The organism is Photobacterium sp. AWH4_225 (assembly GCF_056158405.1).
The window spans coordinates 1,663,057-1,686,134 of record NZ_JBSWTF010000004.1 but is presented as its reverse complement, the minus strand read 5'-3'; the positions used below and the strand labels follow the sequence as shown (position 1 = coordinate 1,686,134).

16 protein-coding genes are annotated in these 23,078 nt (G+C 47.5%); 7 read left to right on the top strand and 9 right to left on the bottom strand.

The features are described 5' to 3' along the window. Nucleotides 1-20: 20 nt before the first annotated feature. Entirely contained in the window at nt 21-3,329 is a 3,309-nt protein-coding gene (locus ACXAD4_RS24720) for a mechanosensitive ion channel domain-containing protein (protein WP_475245641.1), read from the bottom strand. A 185-nt stretch (nt 3,330-3,514) separates the two neighbouring features. Here ACXAD4_RS24720 and ACXAD4_RS24715 point away from each other — a divergent pair, with 185 nt between their 5' ends. Together ACXAD4_RS24715 and ACXAD4_RS24710 are read left to right on the top strand one after the other, a co-directional pair. Beyond that, entirely contained in the window at nt 3,515-3,904 is a 390-nt protein-coding gene (locus ACXAD4_RS24715) for a universal stress protein (protein WP_475244681.1), read from the top strand. A gap of 105 nt (nt 3,905-4,009) precedes the next feature. Continuing rightward, entirely contained in the window at nt 4,010-4,792 is a 783-nt protein-coding gene (locus ACXAD4_RS24710; protein WP_475244680.1) for a nitroreductase family protein, read from the top strand. Between the two features lie 115 nt (nt 4,793-4,907). Here the strand turns inward: ACXAD4_RS24710 and traF are convergent, their stop codons facing one another. Further along, nucleotides 4,908-6,047, bottom strand: a complete 1,140-nt coding sequence (gene traF, locus ACXAD4_RS24705; RefSeq protein WP_475244679.1) for a conjugal transfer protein TraF — start codon at nt 6,045-6,047, stop codon at nt 4,908-4,910. Between the two features lie 350 nt (nt 6,048-6,397). Here traF and ACXAD4_RS24700 point away from each other — a divergent pair, with 350 nt between their 5' ends. Next, nucleotides 6,398-7,951, top strand: a complete 1,554-nt coding sequence (locus tag ACXAD4_RS24700; RefSeq protein WP_475244678.1) for a DUF1800 domain-containing protein — start codon at nt 6,398-6,400, stop codon at nt 7,949-7,951. 3 nt (nt 7,952-7,954) lie between these two features. Then, nucleotides 7,955-9,718 (top strand): DUF1501 domain-containing protein, encoded by a 1,764-nt coding sequence (locus ACXAD4_RS24695; RefSeq protein ID WP_475244677.1) that lies wholly within the window; start codon nt 7,955-7,957, stop codon nt 9,716-9,718. Between the two features lie 82 nt (nt 9,719-9,800). Here ACXAD4_RS24695 and ACXAD4_RS24690 read toward each other — a convergent pair whose 3' ends face one another. The 3 genes from ACXAD4_RS24690 to xylB form a co-directional block, all read right to left on the bottom strand. Then, a complete protein-coding gene (locus tag ACXAD4_RS24690) occupies nt 9,801-10,988 on the bottom strand; it encodes a Rossmann-fold NAD(P)-binding domain-containing protein (protein ID WP_475244676.1) in 1,188 nt (395 codons plus the stop codon). A gap of 639 nt (nt 10,989-11,627) precedes the next feature. Continuing rightward, nucleotides 11,628-12,602 (bottom strand): aldo/keto reductase, encoded by a 975-nt coding sequence (locus ACXAD4_RS24685; RefSeq protein ID WP_475244675.1) that lies wholly within the window; start codon nt 12,600-12,602, stop codon nt 11,628-11,630. 66 nt (nt 12,603-12,668) lie between these two features. Next, entirely contained in the window at nt 12,669-14,120 is a 1,452-nt protein-coding gene (gene xylB / locus ACXAD4_RS24680; protein WP_475245639.1) for a xylulokinase, read from the bottom strand. A 189-nt stretch (nt 14,121-14,309) separates the two neighbouring features. Here xylB and ACXAD4_RS24675 point away from each other — a divergent pair, with 189 nt between their 5' ends. After that, nucleotides 14,310-15,485 (top strand): XylR family transcriptional regulator, encoded by a 1,176-nt coding sequence (locus ACXAD4_RS24675; RefSeq protein WP_475244674.1) that lies wholly within the window; start codon nt 14,310-14,312, stop codon nt 15,483-15,485. Nucleotides 15,486-15,559: 74 nt separating this feature from the next. Here the strand turns inward: ACXAD4_RS24675 and ACXAD4_RS24670 are convergent, their stop codons facing one another. The 4 genes from ACXAD4_RS24670 to ACXAD4_RS24655 form a co-directional block, all read right to left on the bottom strand. After that, nucleotides 15,560-16,714, bottom strand: coding sequence for an ABC transporter ATP-binding protein (locus tag ACXAD4_RS24670; protein WP_475244673.1), 1,155 nt, complete (start codon nt 16,712-16,714; stop codon nt 15,560-15,562). Nucleotides 16,715-16,743: 29 nt separating this feature from the next. Further along, a complete protein-coding gene (locus ACXAD4_RS24665; protein ID WP_475244672.1) occupies nt 16,744-17,577 on the bottom strand; it encodes a carbohydrate ABC transporter permease in 834 nt (277 codons plus the stop codon). 4 nt (nt 17,578-17,581) lie between these two features. Further along, complete coding sequence (locus ACXAD4_RS24660; RefSeq protein WP_475244671.1) at nt 17,582-18,223, bottom strand: carbohydrate ABC transporter permease; 642 nt, start codon at nt 18,221-18,223, stop codon at nt 17,582-17,584. Between the two features lie 394 nt (nt 18,224-18,617). Then, complete coding sequence (locus ACXAD4_RS24655) at nt 18,618-19,871, bottom strand: ABC transporter substrate-binding protein (RefSeq protein WP_475244670.1); 1,254 nt, start codon at nt 19,869-19,871, stop codon at nt 18,618-18,620. Nucleotides 19,872-20,337: 466 nt separating this feature from the next. Between ACXAD4_RS24655 and ACXAD4_RS24650 the strand changes: the two genes are divergently transcribed. Continuing rightward, entirely contained in the window at nt 20,338-21,648 is a 1,311-nt protein-coding gene (locus ACXAD4_RS24650; RefSeq protein WP_475244669.1) for a carbohydrate porin, read from the top strand. A 212-nt stretch (nt 21,649-21,860) separates the two neighbouring features. Beyond that, complete coding sequence (locus ACXAD4_RS24645) at nt 21,861-23,021, top strand: iron-containing alcohol dehydrogenase (RefSeq protein WP_475244668.1); 1,161 nt, start codon at nt 21,861-21,863, stop codon at nt 23,019-23,021. Nucleotides 23,022-23,078: the final 57 nt, after the last annotated feature.

The window sequence follows — 23,078 nt, the reverse complement described above, 5'->3', positions numbered from 1 at the left end:
AATGATTTTTGCAACAAGCCCTAATCCCCCGGTGGATTATCTTTTTCCTGCTTCACATCGCGCACATGGATATCCATTTGCGGGAAGGCTATCTCAATATTGTTCTCCTTGAACAAACTATCAATACTCTTGTTGATCAAATGGATGGTCGAAAGGCGATGGTCAATCGCCGTGATATAAACCCGCAATTCAAAATCAAGACTGCTGGCACCAAAGGCCAGGAAGAAGACTGAAGGTGGAGGATCTTTAAGTACCAGCGGGTGCTCATTGGCGGCCTGATACAGTAACTTTTCGACTTTATCGATATCCGACCCATAGGCCACACCAATAGGGATCACGATACGGGTTATCGGATCGGTCAGCGACCAGTTGATCAACTTTTCAGTAATAAAAGCTTTATTGGGGACGACGATCTCTTTGTTATCCCAATCGATAATAGTGGTCGCTCGGGTTTTGATTTTGCTGACTGTACCCGACAAATCGTTGATCGTCACAATATCACCAATACGAATAGGCCGCTCGAACAAAATGATCAATCCCGAAATAAAGTTGGCGAAGATCTCCTGCAAACCAAAACCCAACCCAACACCAAATGCTGCCACCAGCCACTGCAAGCTCGACCACTGAAAACCAATTAGTGAACAGGCACTGAATACCCCAATCAGCATGAGTAGGTAACGCAGTACAGTGGTTGCTGCATATCCAGTACCGGGAGATAAATCGAGCCGGCGCAGAACCAATAGCTCCAATATACCTGGCAGGTTCTTCACCGCGATAAAAGTGATCAGCAAGGTGATCAACGCATAAATAAGCGATTGCATGGTGATGTCTACCATCACCACTCCGGTTTCTCCGATCTCACTAACTTGCCAGACCACAACTTGCCCAAGCCAGCTGGTCATCTCTAGAGCGCTCGACCACAAGGTCAGCATGGCAATCACAAAGCCAATTAGAGATAACCCCCGGAGCAAGGTAAGCGACTGCTCACTGACCTGTTCGGCATCCAAACTACTCTCCTCCACTTCAGGCATGACTTCTCGTAGCTCAGCCAGCTCTGGCGGTTCGTCAGCTTGTTCCTGCTGCTGGGCAATCAGCTCTTCCCGCCTCTCTAGCAGCCGTTGGTAGTTGAGTTGGCGGTGCTCGAGCTTGAGCCAGCGCTCCCCCATCTGATAGACCAGCAGTACCCCCAACATCAAAAACAAGGTGAGCTGCTGGTAGTTGAGCAACACCCATGAAGCGAGATAGAGCCCCATCACCGACATCAGCATAATCGCAAGGAACGAACCAATCACCAATCCTCGAGTAAGCATCAGCGGAAATCCCTGATGCAGCGGAGACGGCAATACCATCGGCAAACGCTCGCGCTTGAACAGGAAAGCATAGATATAAGTCATACAACCCACAAGCAACAAGAACAGCACCCGGGAAGCTTCTGCCTCCTTCTCGCCGGAGACCAATTCAGAACAATACAAAGCCAACAGAATAACAATCAGAGGCCAACGCAGCCGGCGGCTTTCACGATGTAGGTAGCGGCAGATTTCCGATGGCCAGTTAAGGTGCAGATCTAACACCCCATCCTTGGCCGTCAAGCCATGGATCAGCTCCAGCACAAACAGCCCCCACGCACTGGCCGTTATCAAGGTTGGGAGATCGCCTGAAGTCGGCAGTGGCCATAGCCAATAGATCCCCAGCGCTGTCAGCCCATACCACAACGGCCAGATAACCGCCCGAAACAAGGCCAACGCAAACAGATACAAGGTATAACGAAACTTGTCTTTTAGCGGATGGCCAAACAACCCTTTGTATTCCGTACGGCGCTGTTCAGTAAGGTGGGTGAGTTTAAGCCTTATCAGAATAAACAATAAGGTGTACGCCATGATGGAAAACGCGAGCGTCATTTGTTGCTGTTGGGTGGTGCGCTCAAACATGATTTTCAGCGGCGTGTGGGCACCGAACCAGATATCCATCTCAAAACGGGTGAGGTTTTTCCACAGCGGTAAGTTACTCCGGATCCACAACTGCTGTTCACGCAGGAAAGAGCGAGCACTGGTCACCTCGTCTTTGTACTGGATAGTCGCAGCCTGGAGCCGGCTTAATTCGGTGATCAACTTGTCATATTCTAGGCTAAGGCGGGACAGTAGCTCTTTGTGCAATTCTTGTTGCCGTTGGGTAAGTGATACTTGCTCTGCACCCTCTCCCTGGTGATTTATTTTTGATAGGGTTTTTGATTGCTTTTGGGATTGCTCATTGAGCACCGCATCTGAGCGCAGCTGGCTGATCTCGTATTTTCTGATATGAGCATTAGCAATTTGATCGGGGATCACCTTCACCGACACCCGGGTAGGCAGCCGCTGTAACTGGGCTCGGATTGAAGCGCCAAAAGCGGTGCTTTCCCTTAGCCAATCCAAGTTATTTCGAATCAGCACCTGCTCATCAGTCAGGTTTTGCCTCTCTGCTTGAATTCGGTGGATCTCTATTCGGGCATCATCGATGTCGAGTAAGACTTGCTCTAGTTCTTTGGCAAACTCGAGCAGCTTAGCGGCGTGTTGTTGTTGAGGTGTGTCTTGGTGAGTCTCTTCACCTTGACTAGCCTCTTCGCCTTGGCCAGTTTTCTGGCCATCAGAACTTCCAAGCTCACGATTAAGTTGCTCGGCTTCCACAATAAGGGCTTTGGCTGAACCTTGCTCAATGGTTGTAAGGCGATTTTGCAGCTGGGCTTGCAGGGGCGTTGCCAAATCAATTTTCTTTGTCAGCAGCTCCTGCTCTAACTGGAGCAACTCACTGCGTTCATCAAGCGTTTGCTGCTCAAGTAGCTTCTTGTCTTTTTCCAGTAGAAGAGACTTTGCATTAGCCGCTGCCAGCCAGGTTTGTAACTTGTCCGTGCTATCGCTGACTGTTAAAGAAGCTTGCTCTATCTGGCTATTGAGGCTGGCTATTTCCTTAGGGAGCGAAATTCTGGAGTCATTAAGTTTCTTACGCCCATCGCCATTCGTTTTCAAAGCCGCCTGCCACTCGCTAAGCGAAGCACTCAATCTGGCCAAGGCTTGGGATAGGTCATCATAAGATTCAAGCTGGCCGGTTTGGAAAACGGGTAATTGGTTCGCCTCTTGGATTTTCTGATTGAGGAGTATTCTTTGTTCGGGAAACTGAGTGATCAGGTTGCGTAACTTTTCTTGTTCTTCTGCCAAAGCAGCCTGACTCTTCAAGCTCTGCGCTAAGCTTTGATACTGGCTGATCAGATTTTCATCCTTGGGGGCTTCATTGTTTAGGCGCTCTATCTCACTGTCGACAAAACCGATATCCGGCAATGTTTCAGCCCCTACCCGCACAACCAGCAATAATGTTAGCCCCAGACAAATTAAGAGCCGTCTAACCAAGCACCCCACTCACATAGCCTCCAAGCACACAGCTAATGTTAAAGTGTAGATACCTATGCCACTTAGGGATTATCAAGATTAATACCCAATTACGACTAGACTTAATCAATCATACGAAGCCGTTTGGGGGAAACATAATGAGCTATCAGCATATTTTGGTCGCGGTGGATTTAACTCAAACCAGTCAGGAAGTGATTGATAAAGCCGTTTCGTTAGCGAAAGATGCGCAATGCAAACTGTCCTTTGCTCACGTGAGTGTTGAAAGAGTTGCTTTGACTCAACAAGAAAAGCAGGCATTAGAGGAGAAGTTACAAGCATTGGCAGAGCAATGCGGCTACCCCGTCACTGATACCCAAGTCGTCATTGGTGATCTCCACATCAAACTCGCAGGCATTGTGAAAGAGGTCGATATCGATCTTGTTGTATGCGGCCACCACAATAAGTTATTTAGCCGTATTTTTTCATCCGTCCCTAAATTGGCAAACACTGTCAAAGCTGACCTATTGGTTGTCTATCTCAACCAATAGCAACAAACGTCTTACATTACGTGATGTTTTCTTTTAGATTATCAATAGCAAGCCTTATACAGGACTTGGCACTATTCTTTCTCCATCACGCTGTAAGGACACACTGTGGATATTCTTTCTCACCTTCATTCCCACCGCTCTATTCGCCAATATACCGACCAACCTGTAAGCGACGATGCACTTAATGAGATCCTACAAGCTGGGATCAGGGCATCATCTTCGGGAAACATGCAGTCATATTCCATCATAGTGACCAAAGATAATGCCCGCCGAGAATCGCTCTTCAAGCCACATATGCAACAGAATATGGTGGTTGATGCCCCTGTCCTACTCACCTTTTGCGCTGACTTTAGACGAATGAAAAAATGGCTGGCACTCAATGATGCCAAACCTAACTTTGATAACTTCATGAGTTTTATGATTGCTGCCATTGACGCTACTTTGGTATCGCAGAATGTTGCAATCGCTGCCGAAGCTAAGGGGCTGGGGCTTTGCTATATGGGATCAACCTTGGCTAATTGCGATAAAATCGGTGAGATTTTAGAACTGCCACCAGGTGTCGTTCCTGTCGTAGGCTATTCATTGGGTTATGCTGATGAAACACCGGAAACCAGAGACCGCTTGCCGTTGAATGGGCTTGTTCACAACGAAACCTATCACGACCATAGTGATGAAGAAATACAAGCGATTTACCACCAGCGCGAGACTGATGGCTGGAATCGGTATATGTCATACCCCGAGCTAAAAGCGAAAATCGAAGCATCCGATGTGAAGAATCTGGCGCAGATCTACACCAGTTTGAAATACACCCGTGAGTCGCACATTGGCTTTTCTGAAACCGTACTTCACTACCTTGAAAAACAAGGCTTCATGAATCACTCACAATAATTGAATTGATGGTTTAAGAAAGACGAAAAAAAGACGCTTGTTATCACTATAACAAGCGTCTTTGCTTACTCTTCAAAAGGATTATACCCAAATGCCTTCAAGTTGCTTGGGTATATTAAAAGTGGAAGACGAGTTGAGCTGATGCGCCGTAGTTATCTTCATCACCATACAGCGCGGCAATATCCAAACCGAACTTGCCAAATGGCTTGAGGCCAATACCCGCGGTGATCAAGTCATCGGCATAGTTCGTCATACTATGGATATAGCCCAGACGTAATTGGGCAAAACGCCAAGCATCCGCTTCAATGCCGATACGGGCAAACTGGGTTTTGTACGACTTTTCTTTGAATGGTTGCTTGCTGTTCAAATCCATATCCGCAGCTACGGTAAAGCGAGGGTGATTGTAAGCAACCGCTGCCGTGTATTGAGCTTTCACCTCATAAGTCGCTTGGCTGCCATTGCTGATATTGGTTTTCAGAGATTGAGAAAACACATTCTGGGCACTCAAGGCCACCATAGTATTACGGCTTAGGGCATAGGCCGCCCCCAAGTCGGCATTAAATGCGGACTTATCGACATAATCAGAACTGTAGTCGATATCATCATCATCGAAGGTATCTATGGTATCTTGGTAGTTATAAGCCAATAGTTGTTGGAACTTCGGCGAAATACCTAGGCTCAGGTCGCGATCAAGAAAGATAAACTCTTTGGCAAAAGTAAAGCCGACATCAACGGTACCCCCAGCAACCCCCTGGGCATTCGATTTCACGATCTCATGGCTATTGAGATCGTCCTCATCAATATCTGTGGTAAGCAGAGCTGTTACATGACTCGATATGAAAAAGTTGGTGCTGACAACGCGGTTGGGAATAGCTATCACCATGCCGACATTGGCATCACCATCAATCCGCTCGTTATCAAGATCTAACAAGGCAGCACGCCATTGGTCTTCAAGATCTGGATTCGTCGCTAACTGATCATTTAAATCTTGGAATGCATCCACACGATCATGAAGATCATCACCATCATAAACTCGCGCCCCGACTACCGGGAGGATCATTCCAAAACGATCATGGCTTTTATTCTGAGTTGCCAATGCTGGATTATGGAAGCTCGCGGTCAGGTAATCGGCTGACGCTACCCCAACACCGCCCATACCGACACTCCTTGTATCTGAGAGCGTGTTTGAAGCCGCTGCTGAGAGCGACAAAAAGGCCATTGCTATCCCTGCAGCTGCTCTTTTCATTGTCACCATGTTAGTCCCTGATTATGTTGTCTTTGTTCTTATGAATATTGTGCAATTAAAACATGACGAGGGATGCCGGGGCTAGTCACATTTTTGTTTCAGTTTGATAAAGAGTGATATGCATAACGAAATACCTACGACTGTCCAGCCCAATACACTAAAACCATTTCAACATTCCCCCCCTTCTCCCATTCACCCGACGAATAAATCACCCGCAATATATCTTTGGATAGAAGATCAAATATGTGTATGACAAAACTTGCATAAAGTTAACTTGTTAAATATCTATATCAACACCACAAAACAACCACGCAACAATTACACAACAAACGTACAATTCTATTTCATAAGGAAGTGACATGACAATTCAATTAAGTTCCTTTGAGGCTTCTCGGTTCTTGGAGCGAGCAACTTTCGGTGTAAAGCAGGAGGATGTCGCTAAACTCCAAGAGCTTGGGGTTGAAGACTGGTTGAGTAACCAATTATCTATTCCAGCCAATTACCATGACGAGCGAGGAGAATATCAGCGTTCACATCGGAAAAATGGTAAATGGTGGCCAACCGTTAGAGTCAGTGCCTGGTTTGATCTTGCTCTATGGGGGGAAGACCAGTTGAGACAAAGGATGGCTTTCGCACTTAGCCAAATTCTTGTTGTCTCGCAAAGAGACGCAAACTTAGCCGATGAACCCAAGGCGCTAGCCAAGTACTATGACTTACTGGTAGAGCATGCGTTCGGGTCTTACGCAGACTTGCTCTATGACGTTTCTCGCTCACCTGTCATGGGCACTTTCCTTACCCACTTAGATAACCGATCGTTTGATTCTACGGGTGTACTACCTGATCAAAACTATGCCCGAGAGCTCATGCAGCTACTCACCACCGGAGACTTTGCCCTAGACCAATACGGCGCAGTGATTAAAGATCAGCAAGGCCGCCCAGTCGAAAACTATGATGAAGAGCAAGTTGCAGAACTGGCGCGTGTGTTCACCGGCTGGGAGCTGAGTAACAACAGTTTACTTGAGCCGATGGTGAACAATGAAGCCCATCATGACCGGAAGGAAAAAACACTCCATGGTGTCACTCTACCGGCAGAACAAGATGCCGATCTAGAGCTCAGGCAAGTGATTAATATTTTGTTGAATCACCCAAGTACTGCGCCATTTATTGCCAAGTTCTTGATCAATCGTTTTGTTTCATCTAACCCATCCCCGGATTACATCTCCCGGGTTGCTGCGGTATTCCGCCAGACAAACGGTCATCTAGGTGAAACGCTCAAAGCCCTGTTAAGTGATGAGGAAGTCTTTAAACCGCAGAATACTGGCAATGTGAAATACAAAGAGCCGATACTTCGCCTGACCTACTTTCTAAGAGCGCTAAATGCTTACCCGGGTATCTCGAATCGAGAGAATCAATCCCCCGAACCGATGTTCTATGCGTCAACAAGTAAATTTCTAAGCTACCGAGACGGATTCAACCAAACGCCGCTAGGAGCGCCTTCAGTATTTAACTTCTATAGCCCAGAATTCAGCCCGGAAGGCCCACTCTTTGACAATCAATTGGTTGGCCCCGAACTCGAGCTCATGGAGTGGGTTGATATCGCAGAGATCAATAATGTCCTGCATCTCGCAATGACCAACTTTAACGATACCGTAAAGCACGGAAATGGGTATCGGCAAGATGAAAAAACCTATATCACTTTATCCCCCTACTATGATGCTGCGACTGAGCAGGGCGTCGGTGCCATGCTCGACCTGGTCGCCGCAGCTTTGCTTAACGGCGAAATGAGCTCAGTACTACGCGACAACTTAATATCACTCTATCAGTCACGCCTGCTTGAAAGTGACAATAAAAGCGCTGTGAACGACGTGATTTTAATGACTCTTCTTTCAACAGAATTCAGCATCCAGGGGTAGCACATGAAACTTAACAGACGACAATTTCTGCAATCGAGCGGTGCTGTGATGGCCTCAGGTAGTGTGCCATTTTGCCTGACGCTACCTTCAACAGCACTGGCTTCAGAAAACAGCGGATACAAGGCACTCGTCGCGGTCTATTTCGCCGGCGGCAACGACTCATTCAATATGGTCCTGCCAAGAACCGCCGAAAATTACTCACAATTCAAACAAGCTAGGCCGAGTGGAGTGGCATTAGAGAATATTCTGCCTACCGGATTATACGCTGCCAATGGTGTCGAATTGGGCTTGCATCCCAACATGCCAAACTTAGCCCAGTTGCTTTCCGAACAAAAAGGATCAGCCATCATCAACGTCGGGCCATTGATCGAACCACTTAATGGCAGGACAGGCCCTCGTCCATCAAGTCTTGGCTCTCACAGTACCGGTACTAAAATGTGGCGGACAAGGTGGAACCCCGAGACCCAAAGTTATGTCGGTAGTTGGCTCGGTGCGATGATGGATTTCCTATATGATCCCAATACCGTCCTGCCAGAGTCCATCAACGTCAGTGGATTCGGTATCGCAGGCAAAGAATCGACACAGCTAAAAATGCGGGCAGGAGACACGCCAGGGCTCGGGGTGCTGTCCCAATCTTCTTCTTTTTCACAACAATACCACAGCTACTCAAGCCAAATTGGCAACACTCCCTTTGATAAAGAGTGGCTGGCTCGATTGACCTTTTTGCAAGAAACACAGGATCAGGTAAATGATCAACTATCACAGTATCCACCGGATGAGACGATCACCGGGGGATCGCTGGCAAGCTCACTACAAACGGTCAAGCAGATGATGCAAGCAGCCAAAGGAATAGGCCATTCTAGGCAGGTCTTCACCGTGGTCATGGGAGGGTTTGATACCCATAAGGCATCGAACGATCACCTTCTCGCTCAAATTGATGCTGTGCTGTCTAGTTTCTATGTCTCTCTGGAACGTGATGGCTTGATTGATGATACGGTTATTTTCACTATGTCTGACTTTGGTCGCAGCATAAATGAAAATGCCAATAAGGGAACTGATCATGGCTGGGGAGCCAACCAGTTAGTACTTGGCGGAGCAGTAGATGGTACAAAGGCGCACGGGCTTTACCCGCAATTTATCGTTGGCAGTGAAGATGCTTACGGCAATAAATTCAAGCCATCTCAGTCAAGCGAGCAAATGGCAGCGACGCTAGGCCGATGGTTTGGGCTATCAGAATCCGCCGTTGACCACATATTCCCAAGCCTGAATCCAGCAAATGACTACCCATTCAGTAGTCGTTACCTACCTTTCCTTCCTCTAGGTGGCGGCCAAACACCTGCCGAGGCGCTTCCACCCTTTGCCATCGATGCCAGCGCAGAAAACCCCAATGGCACAGGTGCCGCTATCAATGCCGTCGATGGTGACCCTAGCACCAAGTGGTCTGCACAAGGAATAGGGGTCACCTACACAATCATGCTATCCGAACCTAGCGACATAGACTTTATTAAGCTGCGGCAAGACAAAGGTGATGTCCGACAGTACTTTGCTGATGTGATGGTCTCGAGCGATGGCGAGTCTTATGAGCAAGTTGCAAATTTTACCAGCCCAGGTAATACCAATAGCTGGGTTGACCAAACCGTTGAGCGCAACGAGGTGCAGTTTGTCCGATTAGTCTGCAATGGCAACAACGATCCTGACAGTGCTTCCCTGAGAGGCTGGAACAACTTCAGTGGAATCGAAATCTGGGGGCGTGCCTCACCCTTTTAATCTCTATCAGACCTAGAAATAACTCAACCGAGCGGTACCGCTCGGTTGTTTTCTTATCCTGCCATTGATGTCATTAGTACTATCAAGCAAACCAGCGCAACCATGTGGCTGCAATGTGCCTTTCGTCATCTTTTGAGAGTTCCACAATGCCGCAACCTCGCTGCATGTGTAGATGAGAAACGACATTATGGGCTGCCTGTATGTGCGCTGCGAGAAACAGTTGGACGGTTTCATCCGCCATTGATGTCGGGGCTAAGGTATTCACCGCTGACCCGTGAGCAATCAGGTGGATCTTAACCCCACGACGGTTTTGATACGTTGAAACGAGATCGCTCCTTTCAACCAAAGTCAGTGCACCACGCGCGACCAGTCCCTCGAGATCTAACTCATCATCTGCAGAAGTCACTGTCGACAGGAACTTCTCGCGGGTAATATTGGCGAACTCTTGCTCTGAAATACTGATATTTCCGCTACATAAGAACAATAGATTACAGTGCTGCAAAAGCTGCTCTTTGCCCAGATAGCGAATATTGTTGGCGCTCAAGCTCACTACCTTAACTGGATCAATATCGTAAACATAAGGCGTGCTGCCGCTAAGGCGGTTTAATTCATCAACGATACCTTCGCCTAAATTTCCGAGACCAATGACAGCTGTCTGAAATGATTGAGAACTATATAGACGTAGGCTGAAATGATCCCTGAGCGTTCTTTCGGTGTAATGAACAATATTTTGAGAAGCACTAAAATCGCCGCTACGTTTGAGATCTGTTTCAGCGATAGACTGAATAGGTACGCCAAGTTGTACATTCTGATATCGGTAATGTCCATTGGCTGTCATTTCCGTAATACCTAAAAACTGCTCCTTATATTCATCTTCTAGTCTTGAAGCAAGATCACAAAAATAACCACCATGGTCAAGAATAACAAAATTCTCTTCTTGAATAGCAAGGTTATCAATGATCATCTGATGTTTTTCTTGGTTATAAAAATCAGACTTTTTAGGATATATAAACTTAACCTTTGGATTGCATTTGAAGGCTTTCTCCATTTCGCTAGAAAAAGAGCGGGTGGCTTCTTTTGGGATCAACACCACTTCGCGAAACAAGCGGGTAAGTGCCAATGTATACGGAAGAGCACTTTTATAACAATGAATTACAGCTATTGCTTTGCAGCAATGCTGAGCATTACCAAAGAGGTCAATAAAAAAATTATCTATTTTTGAGTAATTGTGTAAATTAAAAGAAGACGTTTCAGCTGCATTAACTATCATTATATCCCTATTTTTTATACCACTTTATTCCTAGCTAAAAGTATCATAATGATTTAATTATCAGTTGCAACATGGCTTAACATTACTGATGCAAAATAACTCCAGGATAAGAACGTAGCTTATTGATAGCCTCAGCTTCAAAACTTAACAACAGATCAAAACGATGACTGGAAAATTCTAATTTACAAGGTTCATTATGATCTGAACCACATTGGCATATTATAAAATTGATATCTGAAAAATTATGCTCGCAAGTTGCGTCCAACAAATACTGAACGGCCTGTTTACGTTCAGAGGTATCTTGGGTAATGAATTCCAACACCAGCTTATGAGTGATCCTTGTCGAAGTCATAGATCCATCTATTCCATTTATGCTCGTTGACAACAGGTATTCCACCCTTTGATCGAGTAAATACACTAATAATTTCAATGGTTTTGGTCAGAAATAAGGTTTGCTTTCCACGACCATGCTCATGAAAAAATTATCATACACATTGCATAAATTATTGTATAGAGACATATTTTTGCGGCTACTAGCCAGATATAATAAACTCCTCCCCTGAAGATATAAAAATGCTAGGCACTAAACCTAGCATTTTAAATACGTCTTTTCCGACTTAGCAACAATATCACCTATTATCAGGTCGACTCTAACAACTCAGCAATCTCACCCAACTGCGCTGCTGTCAGCGGCCCCTTTTCCATGGCCATGGCGTTAGAGGTGATTTGCTCAACGGTTCTAAAGCCCGGAATAGGGATATTATTAGGGCTTAACGCCCATAGCCAAGCCAGTGCCCCTTGGGTCAAAGTGCGGTTGTTACTGGTTAAGACGTCGCGAATCGCATCCAAGCGACTGATAAGTTCAGGTGCCGCTTGCCCGTCTTTGAAATACTTCAGCCAGTCGGGTGATACTTTGCGAATATCGCTGTCACTCAGTGCCGCGCCTGTACTGTATTTCCCGCTGAGCAATCCCATCGCCAAAGGGCCACGGTTTATCGCCGCCAAGCGCTTGTTTTCACACAGGGAGGTCATTGCAAGGTTCGGGCTAAAGACATTTTGCTCAAACTGGATGGCGGCACAATGAGGGCTCTGGGCAAAACATTCAGCCCTGTCGATGAGATCCGTACTCCAGCCGAAACTGTTAATCTTCCCCTCGCTGACCAAGTTATCCAAGGTCTCGCGAACAGCAATCGCTTCCTCTAGCGGCAAGTCACCGATATGGAGGAAAAGGATATCCAGATAATCGGTGCCCAAGCGCTGCAAGCTATTTTCAAGCATTTGCCTGATCTCTCCGAGTTTAGAAAAGGCCCCTAACACTTGCTTGGACTGCACATCACAATCAAACCCGACCTTGCTCGACAAAACAACCTGATCACGTCGCCCTGCAATGGCTTTTCCGATCACCACTTCGCTGTGACCAGCACCATAGATATTGGCAGTATCGATAAAGTTAACACCGGCATCGAGGCCTGCATGAATCGCCCTTATCGATTCCTTGTCATCAACCTGCCCCCAGCCTAGTGGCTTATCCCCTTCCCAGAATGGCCCGCCGATTGCCCAGCATCCCATTCCTATCGGGCTGACTAATGCTTTTCCTATAATCCTTTTTTGCATCTCGACTCCTTATTAACTGCGCCACCTGGTGGATTCAGGTGGCGCATTTCCGATATAAAAAGCGTGTTAGAACATGCCCTTCAAGCGTCGGTACAACTGCTGGTATTTCTCACGCTTGGCGCTGTAACTCGCATGTTTTACCAAATTCGGCTCATGCACTTGTACTAATCCAGGAACAGGGCAGATATCAGACAGTACCGCTTTTTCCGCTACACCCAAGTGCGCCAAACGGGCTGCGCCCAGTGCAGGGCCAACATCACCACCCGCGCGGTAGGTCAATGCCTTGCCGAAGATATCGGCCAGCATCTGGCGCCAGTATGCACTGCGGGCACCACCGCCAATCAGTGAGATTTCCTCTGGAACCAGCTCGGTTGCATGCAATGCATCCAAGCCATCTGCAAACGCAAAGCCCACACCTTCCAATACCGCTTTACCCAAATCAGCACGCTTGGTGGTGTGCGTCATGCCAAAGAACACGCCTTTCGCCGTTGGGTCATTGTGCGGGGTTCGCTCACCAGACAGGTATGGCAAGAAGATCAGATCTGAGTCTTCAGAGGCTTGTTCTGCCACTTCTTCTAGGAGCGCCGGTACGCTCTCGGCGTGAGTCAGTTCAGCCACCCATGCGAGACAAGAGGCTGCACTCAAAATAACCGACATTGAATGCCAAGTGCCCGGTAGTGCATGGCAGAAGCTATGAAGGGCTGACTCTGGGTTAGCTAGGAAGCCGTCACTGACCGCAAAGTAAACACCTGAGGTACCCAATGAAATCATGGCCTGTCCCGGCTGGGTAATCCCCACACCGATAGCACCGGCGGCATTATCACCCGCACCAGCAACAACCGGTACGCATGGCATCCCCCAGCGTTGTGCAAGCTCTGGAGACAGGGTGCCAGTTACATCAGAACCTTCGAACAGCTCCGGCATATGGTGGCGAGTTAAGCCAGTTGCAGCCAACAGCTCATCACTCCAATCACGCTTGGCAACATCCAGCCACAATGTACCGGCAGAATCTGACATGTCGGAAGCGAAGTCGCCGGTTAGGCAGTAACGCAGGTAATCTTTTGGTAGCAGAACCTTATCGATATTGGCAAAACATTCAGGTTCGTGGCGCTGCAACCACTTCAGCTTAGGTGCGGTAAAGCCCGGCATCATAATATTACCGGTAATGTCACGACTGTTCGGAACCAGCGCTTCTAGCTCTTCACATTCCGCAAAACTGCGGCCGTCATTCCACAAAATAGCAGGACGCAACACGTTCCCATCACTGTCCAATAGGGTCGCACCATGCATCTGGCCAGATAAACCAATCGCCCGCACATTGAATAGTTCGACTTTTTCGCGCAATGCCAAAATGGCCTGATCCGTTGCCTGCCACCATTGCTGTGGATTTTGCTCTGACCACAAAGGTGCTGGGCGGGATACCGTTAATGGAACCGTTTCGGCACCGACAATAAGACCGCTTTCATCCAGCAGTACGACTTTGACACCGGAGGTTCCCAAATCAATACCGATAAACATCTTGTTTTCCTTCTGAGACATCAATTCACGTTAATGACTCCATGCTGGCGAAACGTTGCATCCAGGACAATTATGTTTTTTGTTACCGGATTTCTCGGATTTCACGAGTGAGGGGCTCGTCACACAGTGTTCATTTTACCACTGATAGTATCCGTTTTATGATTTTTAGCAGGAGTTACCATAATCCTCATGAATAAAAGATACCGTATCACTTTGCTGTTCAACGCCAATAAAGTTTATGACAGGCAAATCATCGAAGGTATTGGAGAATACCTTCAGGCAACGCAATGCGACTGGGATATCTTCCTCGAAGAAGACTTCCTCACGCGCTTAGACAATATCAAGGATTGGGTCGGTGACGGGATCATTGCGGACTATGATAATCCTGAAATAGTGCATTTCCTGTCTGAGTTGGATATCCCGATTATCGGGGTGGGTGGCTCTTATCAAAATGGCGAGGACTATCCTAATGTGCCCTATGTCGCGACCGACAACCACAGTTTGGTAGAAACGGCCTTCCATCATTTGCGCGATAAAGGGCTGGAAAACTTTGCGTTTTATGGCCTGCCTGAGCACCCAGGGAAACGCTGGGCCCAAGAGCGGGAAAAAGCCTTCCATAAAATCGTCAAAGACGAAGGCTATTACGGCGCGGTTTACCGAGGAAATGAAACCACCCCGCAAACTTGGCAGTATGACATGAACCGCCTTGCCGACTGGCTGCAGCGACTTCCTACCCCTACCGGTATCATCGCCGTGACGGACTCCCGGGCTCGTCACCTACTGCAGGTTTGTGATCACCTGAACTTGATGGTCCCCGATAAAATTGCCGTGATTGGCATCGATAACGAAGAGCTCGCCCGCTATCTCACCCGGGTGTCGCTCAGCTCTGTCGGGCAGGGATGTAAGTCTATGGGCTATCGTGCCGCCAAGTTGCTCCATAGCCAATTAACCAGTCCTCAGGCAACGGCTCCCGCTGCGCCGGCTAGGGTCATTATTCCACCGACTCAAGTGTTCGAAAGGCAGAGTACAGACTTTCAGGCGCTCAAAGACCCTTACGTGATCCAGGCCATGCACTATATCCGCCATAATGCCTGCAAGGGGATCAAGGTCGAACAAGTACTGAGTTTTGTCGGCGTCTCCCGCTCCAACCTAGAGGCTCGATTCAAAGAAGAGCGTGGCCACTCTATCCACCAAGAAATCCATAACTCAAAGCTACATCAAGCCTGCCACCTACTGGCTTCAACGGAGTTGCCCATTGTCGAGATTGCTTCTTTGTGCGGCTATCCATCATTGCAATACATGTATACCGTGTTTAAGAAAAACCTAGACCTCACTCCAAAAGACTACCGAGTCAGCAAACAATAACCTTTGCTCTCGAGTTGTTTATCAGCCCCCAGCCTCCAGCTAATTGCTGGAGGCTGGTTTGGTTACGATTCCCCCTAAGCCAGCGCAACGGTTTGCGGAGAATGACTTCCCATCATCTCAATAGCAGATGCCGTGTACACCGACTTGCCGCTTTCGTCATCGAACAAATGCAGCTGGGAGCTATCCAAATATAACGCACGTTCGCTCCCTTCCTCGATTTGTTCCGTTGAAGCCGCTTCAACCACCAGCTGGTAGTCACCGATTTGGCAAGTCAACTGAACTGTCGAGCCTAACAGCTCTGATTGTACCACCTGCCCTTTCACTTCAACCGGGGCCGCCAATGTTGCCGGAGATAGATGAATATCACTTGGTCTGATCCCCATCACCACATGCTGGCCTGGCTCAACACTTTCATCTTCAATGTCTAGCTCACCCACTAATGGGATCGTCTGACCTTGCAAATTCAATTGCCAACCTTCGCTTTGCTCGAGGGTGACCGGGAACAAGTTCATGGTCGGGCTACCAATAAAGCCAGCTACAAACTTGTTAGCCGGGTTATGATAAATTTCGTAAGGCGTACCGACTTGCTCAACCTTACCATCACGCAAAATCACAATTCTGTCGGCTAAGGTCATCGCTTCCACCTGATCGTGGGTCACGTAAATAGTGGTCTTGTTCAACTTCTTGTGCATCGCCTTGATCTCGCTGCGCATCGAATTTCGCAACTTCGCATCAAGGTTCGACAACGGTTCATCGAACAGGAAGACCTCTGGAGTACGCACCATCGCACGTCCCATGGCAACCCGCTGGCGCTGGCCACCGGACAAGGCTTTCGGTTTACGTTCCAGTAAAGGTGTCAGCTGCAGCATGTCAGCCACTGGCCTAACTTTCTGTTCTATTTCATTCTTATCCAAACCACTTAGTTTCAATGCAAACGCAATGTTTTCGTACACGGTCATATGCGGGTATAACGCGTAACTTTGGAATACCATCGCGATATCCCTGTCCTTGGGTTCAAGCTCGTTGACCACCTTGTCGCCAATGGTGATCTCACCGCCGGAGATATCTTCCAGCCCCGCCAACATACGCAGGGTTGTCGACTTTCCGCAGCCTGATGGCCCCAGAAATACAATGAATTCGCCATCTTCAATCCTCAGATTGAAATCCTTCACAATGTGCACATTGCCCGGATAAATTTTATCAATATGTTTAAATTCAACAGACGCCATAATAATTTCCTTTGTCCTTAAATGCGCACTTAACCTTTGACAGCACCACCGGTCAGGCCGGCAACAATGTATTTCTGAGCCAACAAGAAGAAGGCAATCGCAGGGGTAATGGTTACCGAAACATATGCCAGTATTTTGTTCCAGGCGATCCCGTACTCGCCGCGGTACTGCATGATGCCCAATGTCCACGGGTACATCTCATCACTATTCAGCACCAATAGCGGCAACAGGTAGTTATTCCAACTGCCGACCAACACAAACACGCCGACCGTTGCCAAGATCGGTGTCGACAATGGCAAAATGACATGCCAATAGAACCGCATGTAGCTACAGCCATCGACACGAGCGGCATCAAACAACTCTTTAGGCAATTGCTCGAAGAACGTCCGGAATAACAAGATACTGAAACCCAGACCAAAAGCGACCTGCGGGATCACGATCCCCGGCAGGGTATCGAGCAATTGCAGATCACGGATCTTCAAAAACAGCGGCAAGATCGCTGCGGCTGCGGGGAACATCATGCCCATCAGGAAATAGCTATAGACATAACGGTAACCAGCAAATTTAATATGAGAGAAGGTAAAAGCCGTCATGGTGCCAAACAGCAAGGTCAGAATTACCGACAAGCCCGCAATCACCAGTGAGTTTTTCATCAGTCGCCAGATAGAGCCATCAGCAAAAATAGCCTGATAGTGCTCGAACTCCCACTGCACCGGGATACCGAACGGGTTGGTCCGCAGCTCCCCCAGGCTTTTAAACCCGCCAAACAAGGTGGCAATCATAGGAAATAACACGAACCCAGCCACCAGCATTAAGAATATGATCCGGATCCATTCCACTTTGTTTACTTTAATCATGGACATGAAGTTAACCCCGCTCTTTCTGGATGGTGTTTTGGTAAGTGAATGCGAAAATGACACAGGCCAAGAATAGGACCACACCCACCGCACTACCAAAGCCGACGTTCATCCGGGTAATACCGAAGGTATACAGATAGGTAACCAAAGAGTGGCTGGAATGCGAAGGACCACCGCCGGTCAATGGCATGATGAGATCAAAGGTTTGCAAGGCACCAAGAATACTGAAGAACACCGATACCTTTATCCCTGACATAATTAGCGGGATCTTGACGTGCCAAATCGTCTGTAGCCGCGATGCACCATCAAGCTTGGCAGCTTCCGTCAGATCCTTTGGCACCCCCTGTAGTGCAGCAATATAAATCATCATATGAAAGCCAAAGTACTTCCACACAATCACCACCAATATCGCGGTGAACGCCCATTCACGATCTGCCAATATGTACCAAGGCTCGGTGCCCAGTGTTTCTGCCATACCGGCCATCACACCGTAGTCGCCGTCAAAGACAAAACGCCAAATCAGACCGGCTACCACTTCTGCCAAAATATAAGGCAAGAAGAAAATCAGCCGGAAAAAGCTATTGCTCCAACTTTTCTTGTAAATATTCAAGGCCACAATCAGCGCTAGTGGAAGCTGGATTACCAGCGACACAACGATAATTTTCAGTGTATTTATTGAAGCTGTTTCAAAAGCACTGTGCTTAAAGAGGCGTGTATAATTATCAAAGCCAATAAAATTAGTCGGAACGCCGTATCCATTCCATTTAAAAAAGCTGTAATACGCTGCCTCGCCTAAAGGTAAAATAACAAAAATCGTAAATAATAATAATGCAGGCGGCAGAAATATTATTAATGATAATAGCCTATTGCCATGATTATGCTTACTTAGCCAAGCGGAAAAAGAAAAAGGCTCTTTTTTCGGTGGCAAGCTTGCTAGCTGCTCGCTCATGATAACTCCATTTACTTAAATTAGGCAGGAACATCCCAAAGCATATTCCTGCCTCTCGTCACAAGAACTTATTTTCTAATCTTTTCGCCAGCAGGAATTAGCGCATTTCCCAGGCTTCTTGAACTTGCTCGGCAGCTTCTTCCGGGGAAAGATCACCAGTAACAATACCCACAGAAATATCGTTAACCACACCGCCTACATCCGCACCCAATGCTTGGTCAAAGAACACTTGGTGCCATCCCGCACTACCAATCGTCTGGGCAATTTTCTGCTTGAATGGATTTTGCAACCCGGCATCTGCCCCTTTGGCAACAGGGATGATTTGATCGATAGCTGCCAATTTGGTTTGGCTCTGCTCATTCAAGAAGAACTCCATCCACTTGGCCGACTCAGGTTTTGCCCCTTTGGCAAAAGCAAAACCATTAATGCCCCCTAGCGTATCTGTTGCATTTCCGCTTGCATCAGCCAGCGCAGGGAAGTTAAGCCAGCCAAGATCTTTATCTTCAACCCCTTTGCCCGATATCGATTGCTGAGCCTGGTAGTTGTAGTCCCAATCACCCATTAGGTGCATTGCTGCCTTATGATCGCCGAACAAGCCCGCTGCCTCACCGTAGCCTGCAGCCATGAAACCTGATTGGAACGGTTTTAGGGCGGCCAAACGCTTGAGTTCTTCACCCGCACGGACAAAAGGTTCGCTGGCAAAAGCATCGCCTTCATCACGCATCGCAGACTCGAAGCTTTGCTGGCCACCGGCACGCATTGCCAAATAGCTCCAGTAGAAGTGCATTGGCCACTTATCAGCGCCACCGACAGCGATCGGGGTAATGTCAGCCTGCTTTAACTTCTCAACAGCAGCAAGGAAGTCATCCCAAGTTTCAATTTCTTCAGCCTTGATTCCCGCTTTGTCAAACAGCGCCTTGTTGTACCAAAAGCCAACCTGACTCACCATGTACGGCACACCGTACTGGTGATCCTGATATTTAAAGGCATTCATCCCGGCATCAGAGAGGTTGGCCTGCATGCCCTTGGAGTAGTCAGCCATATCCTCAAGTAAACCAGCCTCAGCACGGACTTGGAAATTACCGCCCCCCCAGCTGTAGAAAACGTCAGGACGCTGGCGGGACTGCAGCAATGTCGGCAGCTTCGCCTTGAATGCCTCATTTTCCAAGAATTCAATCTTGATCTCGATGCCCGGATTTTCAGCTTCAAACTCTTGTGCAATTTCATTCCATACGCCAAGCACATTAGAGTCGGTTTCAATATGCAGCATACGGACAGTGGTATCAGCAAAAGCGGCTGATGACATCATCAGTCCAGCACAAATTGATGTTGCAATATATTTTCCCTTCATATGAACCTTCAACATATTTGGGTAGCTCCATTTTATTTATCGATACATTTTAATTTTCAGTTATCCATTAACTTAATTGGTACAGAGAGAAAACGGATAACAGTGGAAGACAAATATATTGTTGTAGTGTGATTGAAAGTTCGTCAAGGCAGTAAATGTGACGACCATAACAGGTCATCAACACTCACAAAAAATCGAAATCATAAAAACAAATATGATAAAAATAAGCCTTAAAATGCTATCAATATAAATATTTATTAGACAAATTACAGGATTTAACTTTTAAGTTTATGTTAATTCACTTCAGTGATTAATATCACCAAATATTCAAACCTCACGTGACTAACATCACTCAAAAACCTTATTCAGGCATTTTATAGTTTTCCTGTCGAATTACTGTGTTTACTGCCAACACTCTGTACACATCTAGCAATCTAAATAAAACAATGAAATGGAGCATCATTTAATGAAACTATCTGCTGTCACTAAAGCTTTGGCTATTGTTGGCCTAACTGCGATATCGGTTCCTTCAGCTACTGCAGAAGAAGCAACGATGGATTTTGAATTTCATGGCTATGCACGTGCCGGCGTTTTTTCCAGCGCCAGTAATGACTTCACCCAGGTTCCTTATGCCGGGCAAAAAGAAACACTAGGCCGATTAGGTCTCGAGGCTGACGATTTTTGGGAACTCGCTTTCATGAATCGCTGGGATTGGTCTGAAAGTGATAAAAGCGTGCGTATCAATGCCCGTCTGGGACAGGACAACCCCAATGGTCATGGCAGCAACGGTTTTGCCAATATCGACGGTAAGGCAACGGGCCTAATTGAAGCTTTCGTTGAATTTGACGGTGTCACTTCAACGGGCACACTTTGGGGCGGTCAGCGCTACTACGGCCGTGACAACTATATCTTCATGACCGATTTCTTCTATACCGACTACTCAGGTACCGGTGTGGGTGTCCAAAACATGGAATTGGGTAATGGTGCTTGGGATTTTGCCTACATTGCTAGTAACCAGTCCGAGACAAATAACGAAAATGCCAACCTAAACGAAATGCTGCACGCCCTCCATGTCCGAGCTGACTATGGCCAGTGGCGTATTGAAGCCTTGGCGAAATACATGGCCGACAACGTGAACGGCGATGAATATGCCACCAGCGGTATCGAGGCTAATATTGCCTACAATCCAGAAGGCTTTTTTGCCCTTGGTGAAGGGTTTTCAACCGTGTCATTGCAAACGGGTATGGGTCTAGGCTCAGGTGCAATGCTTGGCCGTACCTTCACCAACTATAACGCTTATAGCCCTGGCAGTTACGCATTCAGCGGCGACAACCAAGGTGAGATGTCTAAAGTCAAAGATGATGACATTTCTGTTCGCCTGCAAGCCTATGGTGGGCTATTTGCCGGTGACTGGCTGTTCTTCCCAGCTATCGGCTATGAGTACACAGACTACGATGGCATCAACACCATCCGTAGTGCTGACGGCGAAAAAGATTACTCGTACTGGTATGCCATGGTTCGCCCTGTCTACACCATGCCATCAATCGATAACTTCGTGATCGCCTCTGAGTTTGGCTATACCGATAGCTCTATTACCGATGATGCGACCTACAAAGCCACCATCGCGCCTACTTGGACGGTTGATACCGGTTTCGGCCCTGCACCTGAAATCCGCCTGCTTGCCACCTACATCCAAGGTTCTGAGGGTGTCTCGGGCGGCAACCCAGGCAAAGACAGCGACGTCATTGTCGGCGCTCAGATTGATATGTGGTGGTAATCCACTTTTTCATCCACTCCTGACTCCTGAAAAACTTACCCCCGATGAGTTTGGATGTTTTGGCCTCCCTTGTGGAGGCCTTTTTTCTACATGGCGTACTCTGCCAGCACCTTGACACATTTGGCTAACGGCGGCTAAGCATAAAGTCGGTAGACTCAAATGCACCACAAGATAACGGTCTCTGATCAACGTTAACAACACGGAGAGAAAAGATGCTTGATTTCGATTATTACAATCCAACCCATATTGTCTTCGGCCAAGACCGGCTCGGCGAATTAGATAAGCTTATTCCGGCCAATGCCAAAGTGATGGTGACCTTTGGTGGTCAAAGCGCCAAGAAGTTCGGCACGATTGACAAAGTTGTCGCCGCATTGGGTGATCGGAAGGTCATAGAGTTTGGTGGTATTGAAGCCAACCCGAAATTTGAGACCTTGGTAGAGGCAACCAAGCTTGCCAAACAGCATGACATTGATTTTCTTCTCGCCGTCGGTGGCGGCTCAGTCATGGATGGTACTAAGTTCATAGCCTTGGCAGTGAACTATGCCACGGAAGAGTACCAAAATATATTGTTCAACGGCTTCACGCCCGTTCCTACCGAATCAGCATTACCGCTTGGCTGCGTTGTTACCCTTCCAGCCACTGGCTCTGAAATGAACATGGGAGGCGTTGTCACCCTGAACGGCCAAAAGATGGTATTTATGTCTCCCCTCACCTTCCCAACATTTTCGTTCTTGGATCCGGATCTCACCCTCACCCTCCCCAAAGAACAAATTGCCAATGGGGTGGCAGATGCGTTTATTCACGTTATCGAGCAATACCTGACAGTACCCGTTCAAGCCATGGTGCAGGACCGTACAGCGGAAGGGATATTAAAGACCTTAATTGAAATCGGCCCTATCACTTATCAAGACAACCAAGATACTGAAGCAAGGAAGAATTTCATTTGGTCAGCAACCAGTGCCCTGAACGGCACGATTGGCGCTGGTGTTCCCCAAGACTGGTCAACCCATATGATTGGTCATGAACTTACCGCGTTATTTGGTATTGCCCACGGTAGAACTCTTGCCATTGTATTGCCGCACCTCTTACGCGAAAGACGAGACCATAAACGGGATAAGCTCATTCAGTTTGCAGAACGGGTGTGGGATATTCACACTGGCTCGGATGACGAGAAAATTGACAAGGCTATCGACCAAACAGAAGCCTTCTTTAATTCCCTCGATATCGTCACCCGCCTATCTCACTACGGCATCGATGACGAAGGTATTGATCGCGTCATTCAAAATCTTGAAAACCTCGGGATGACAGCCCTATCGGAGAGCGGCGACCTGACCCTGGATATCGTTAGGAAAATATTAGTCACCGCTAAATAGCCTCCAATAAAAACAAAGGGAGCTGTCAAAGCTCCCTATATTTATCGGTTCAGCCAA

What these genes read in the sequence shown, in the direction of transcription:
- ACXAD4_RS24645 (WP_475244668.1), top strand. Translation starts at nt 21,861, where the DNA reads ATGCTTGATTTCGATTATTACAATCCAACCCATATTGTCTTCGGCCAA.
- ACXAD4_RS24690 (WP_475244676.1), bottom strand. Translation starts at nt 10,988, where the DNA reads ATGATAGTTAATGCAGCTGAAACGTCTTCTTTTAATTTACACAATTAC.
- ACXAD4_RS24685 (WP_475244675.1), bottom strand. Translation starts at nt 12,602, where the DNA reads ATGCAAAAAAGGATTATAGGAAAAGCATTAGTCAGCCCGATAGGAATG.
- traF (WP_475244679.1), bottom strand. Translation starts at nt 6,047, where the DNA reads ATGGTGACAATGAAAAGAGCAGCTGCAGGGATAGCAATGGCCTTTTTG.
- ACXAD4_RS24665 (WP_475244672.1), bottom strand. Translation starts at nt 17,577, where the DNA reads ATGTCCATGATTAAAGTAAACAAAGTGGAATGGATCCGGATCATATTC.
- ACXAD4_RS24715 (WP_475244681.1), top strand. Translation starts at nt 3,515, where the DNA reads ATGAGCTATCAGCATATTTTGGTCGCGGTGGATTTAACTCAAACCAGT.
- ACXAD4_RS24695 (WP_475244677.1), top strand. Translation starts at nt 7,955, where the DNA reads ATGAAACTTAACAGACGACAATTTCTGCAATCGAGCGGTGCTGTGATG.
- xylB (WP_475245639.1), bottom strand. Translation starts at nt 14,120, where the DNA reads ATGTTTATCGGTATTGATTTGGGAACCTCCGGTGTCAAAGTCGTACTG.
- ACXAD4_RS24670 (WP_475244673.1), bottom strand. Translation starts at nt 16,714, where the DNA reads ATGGCGTCTGTTGAATTTAAACATATTGATAAAATTTATCCGGGCAAT.
- ACXAD4_RS24650 (WP_475244669.1), top strand. Translation starts at nt 20,338, where the DNA reads ATGAAACTATCTGCTGTCACTAAAGCTTTGGCTATTGTTGGCCTAACT.
- ACXAD4_RS24655 (WP_475244670.1), bottom strand. Translation starts at nt 19,871, where the DNA reads ATGAAGGGAAAATATATTGCAACATCAATTTGTGCTGGACTGATGATG.
- ACXAD4_RS24675 (WP_475244674.1), top strand. Translation starts at nt 14,310, where the DNA reads ATGAATAAAAGATACCGTATCACTTTGCTGTTCAACGCCAATAAAGTT.
- ACXAD4_RS24700 (WP_475244678.1), top strand. Translation starts at nt 6,398, where the DNA reads ATGACAATTCAATTAAGTTCCTTTGAGGCTTCTCGGTTCTTGGAGCGA.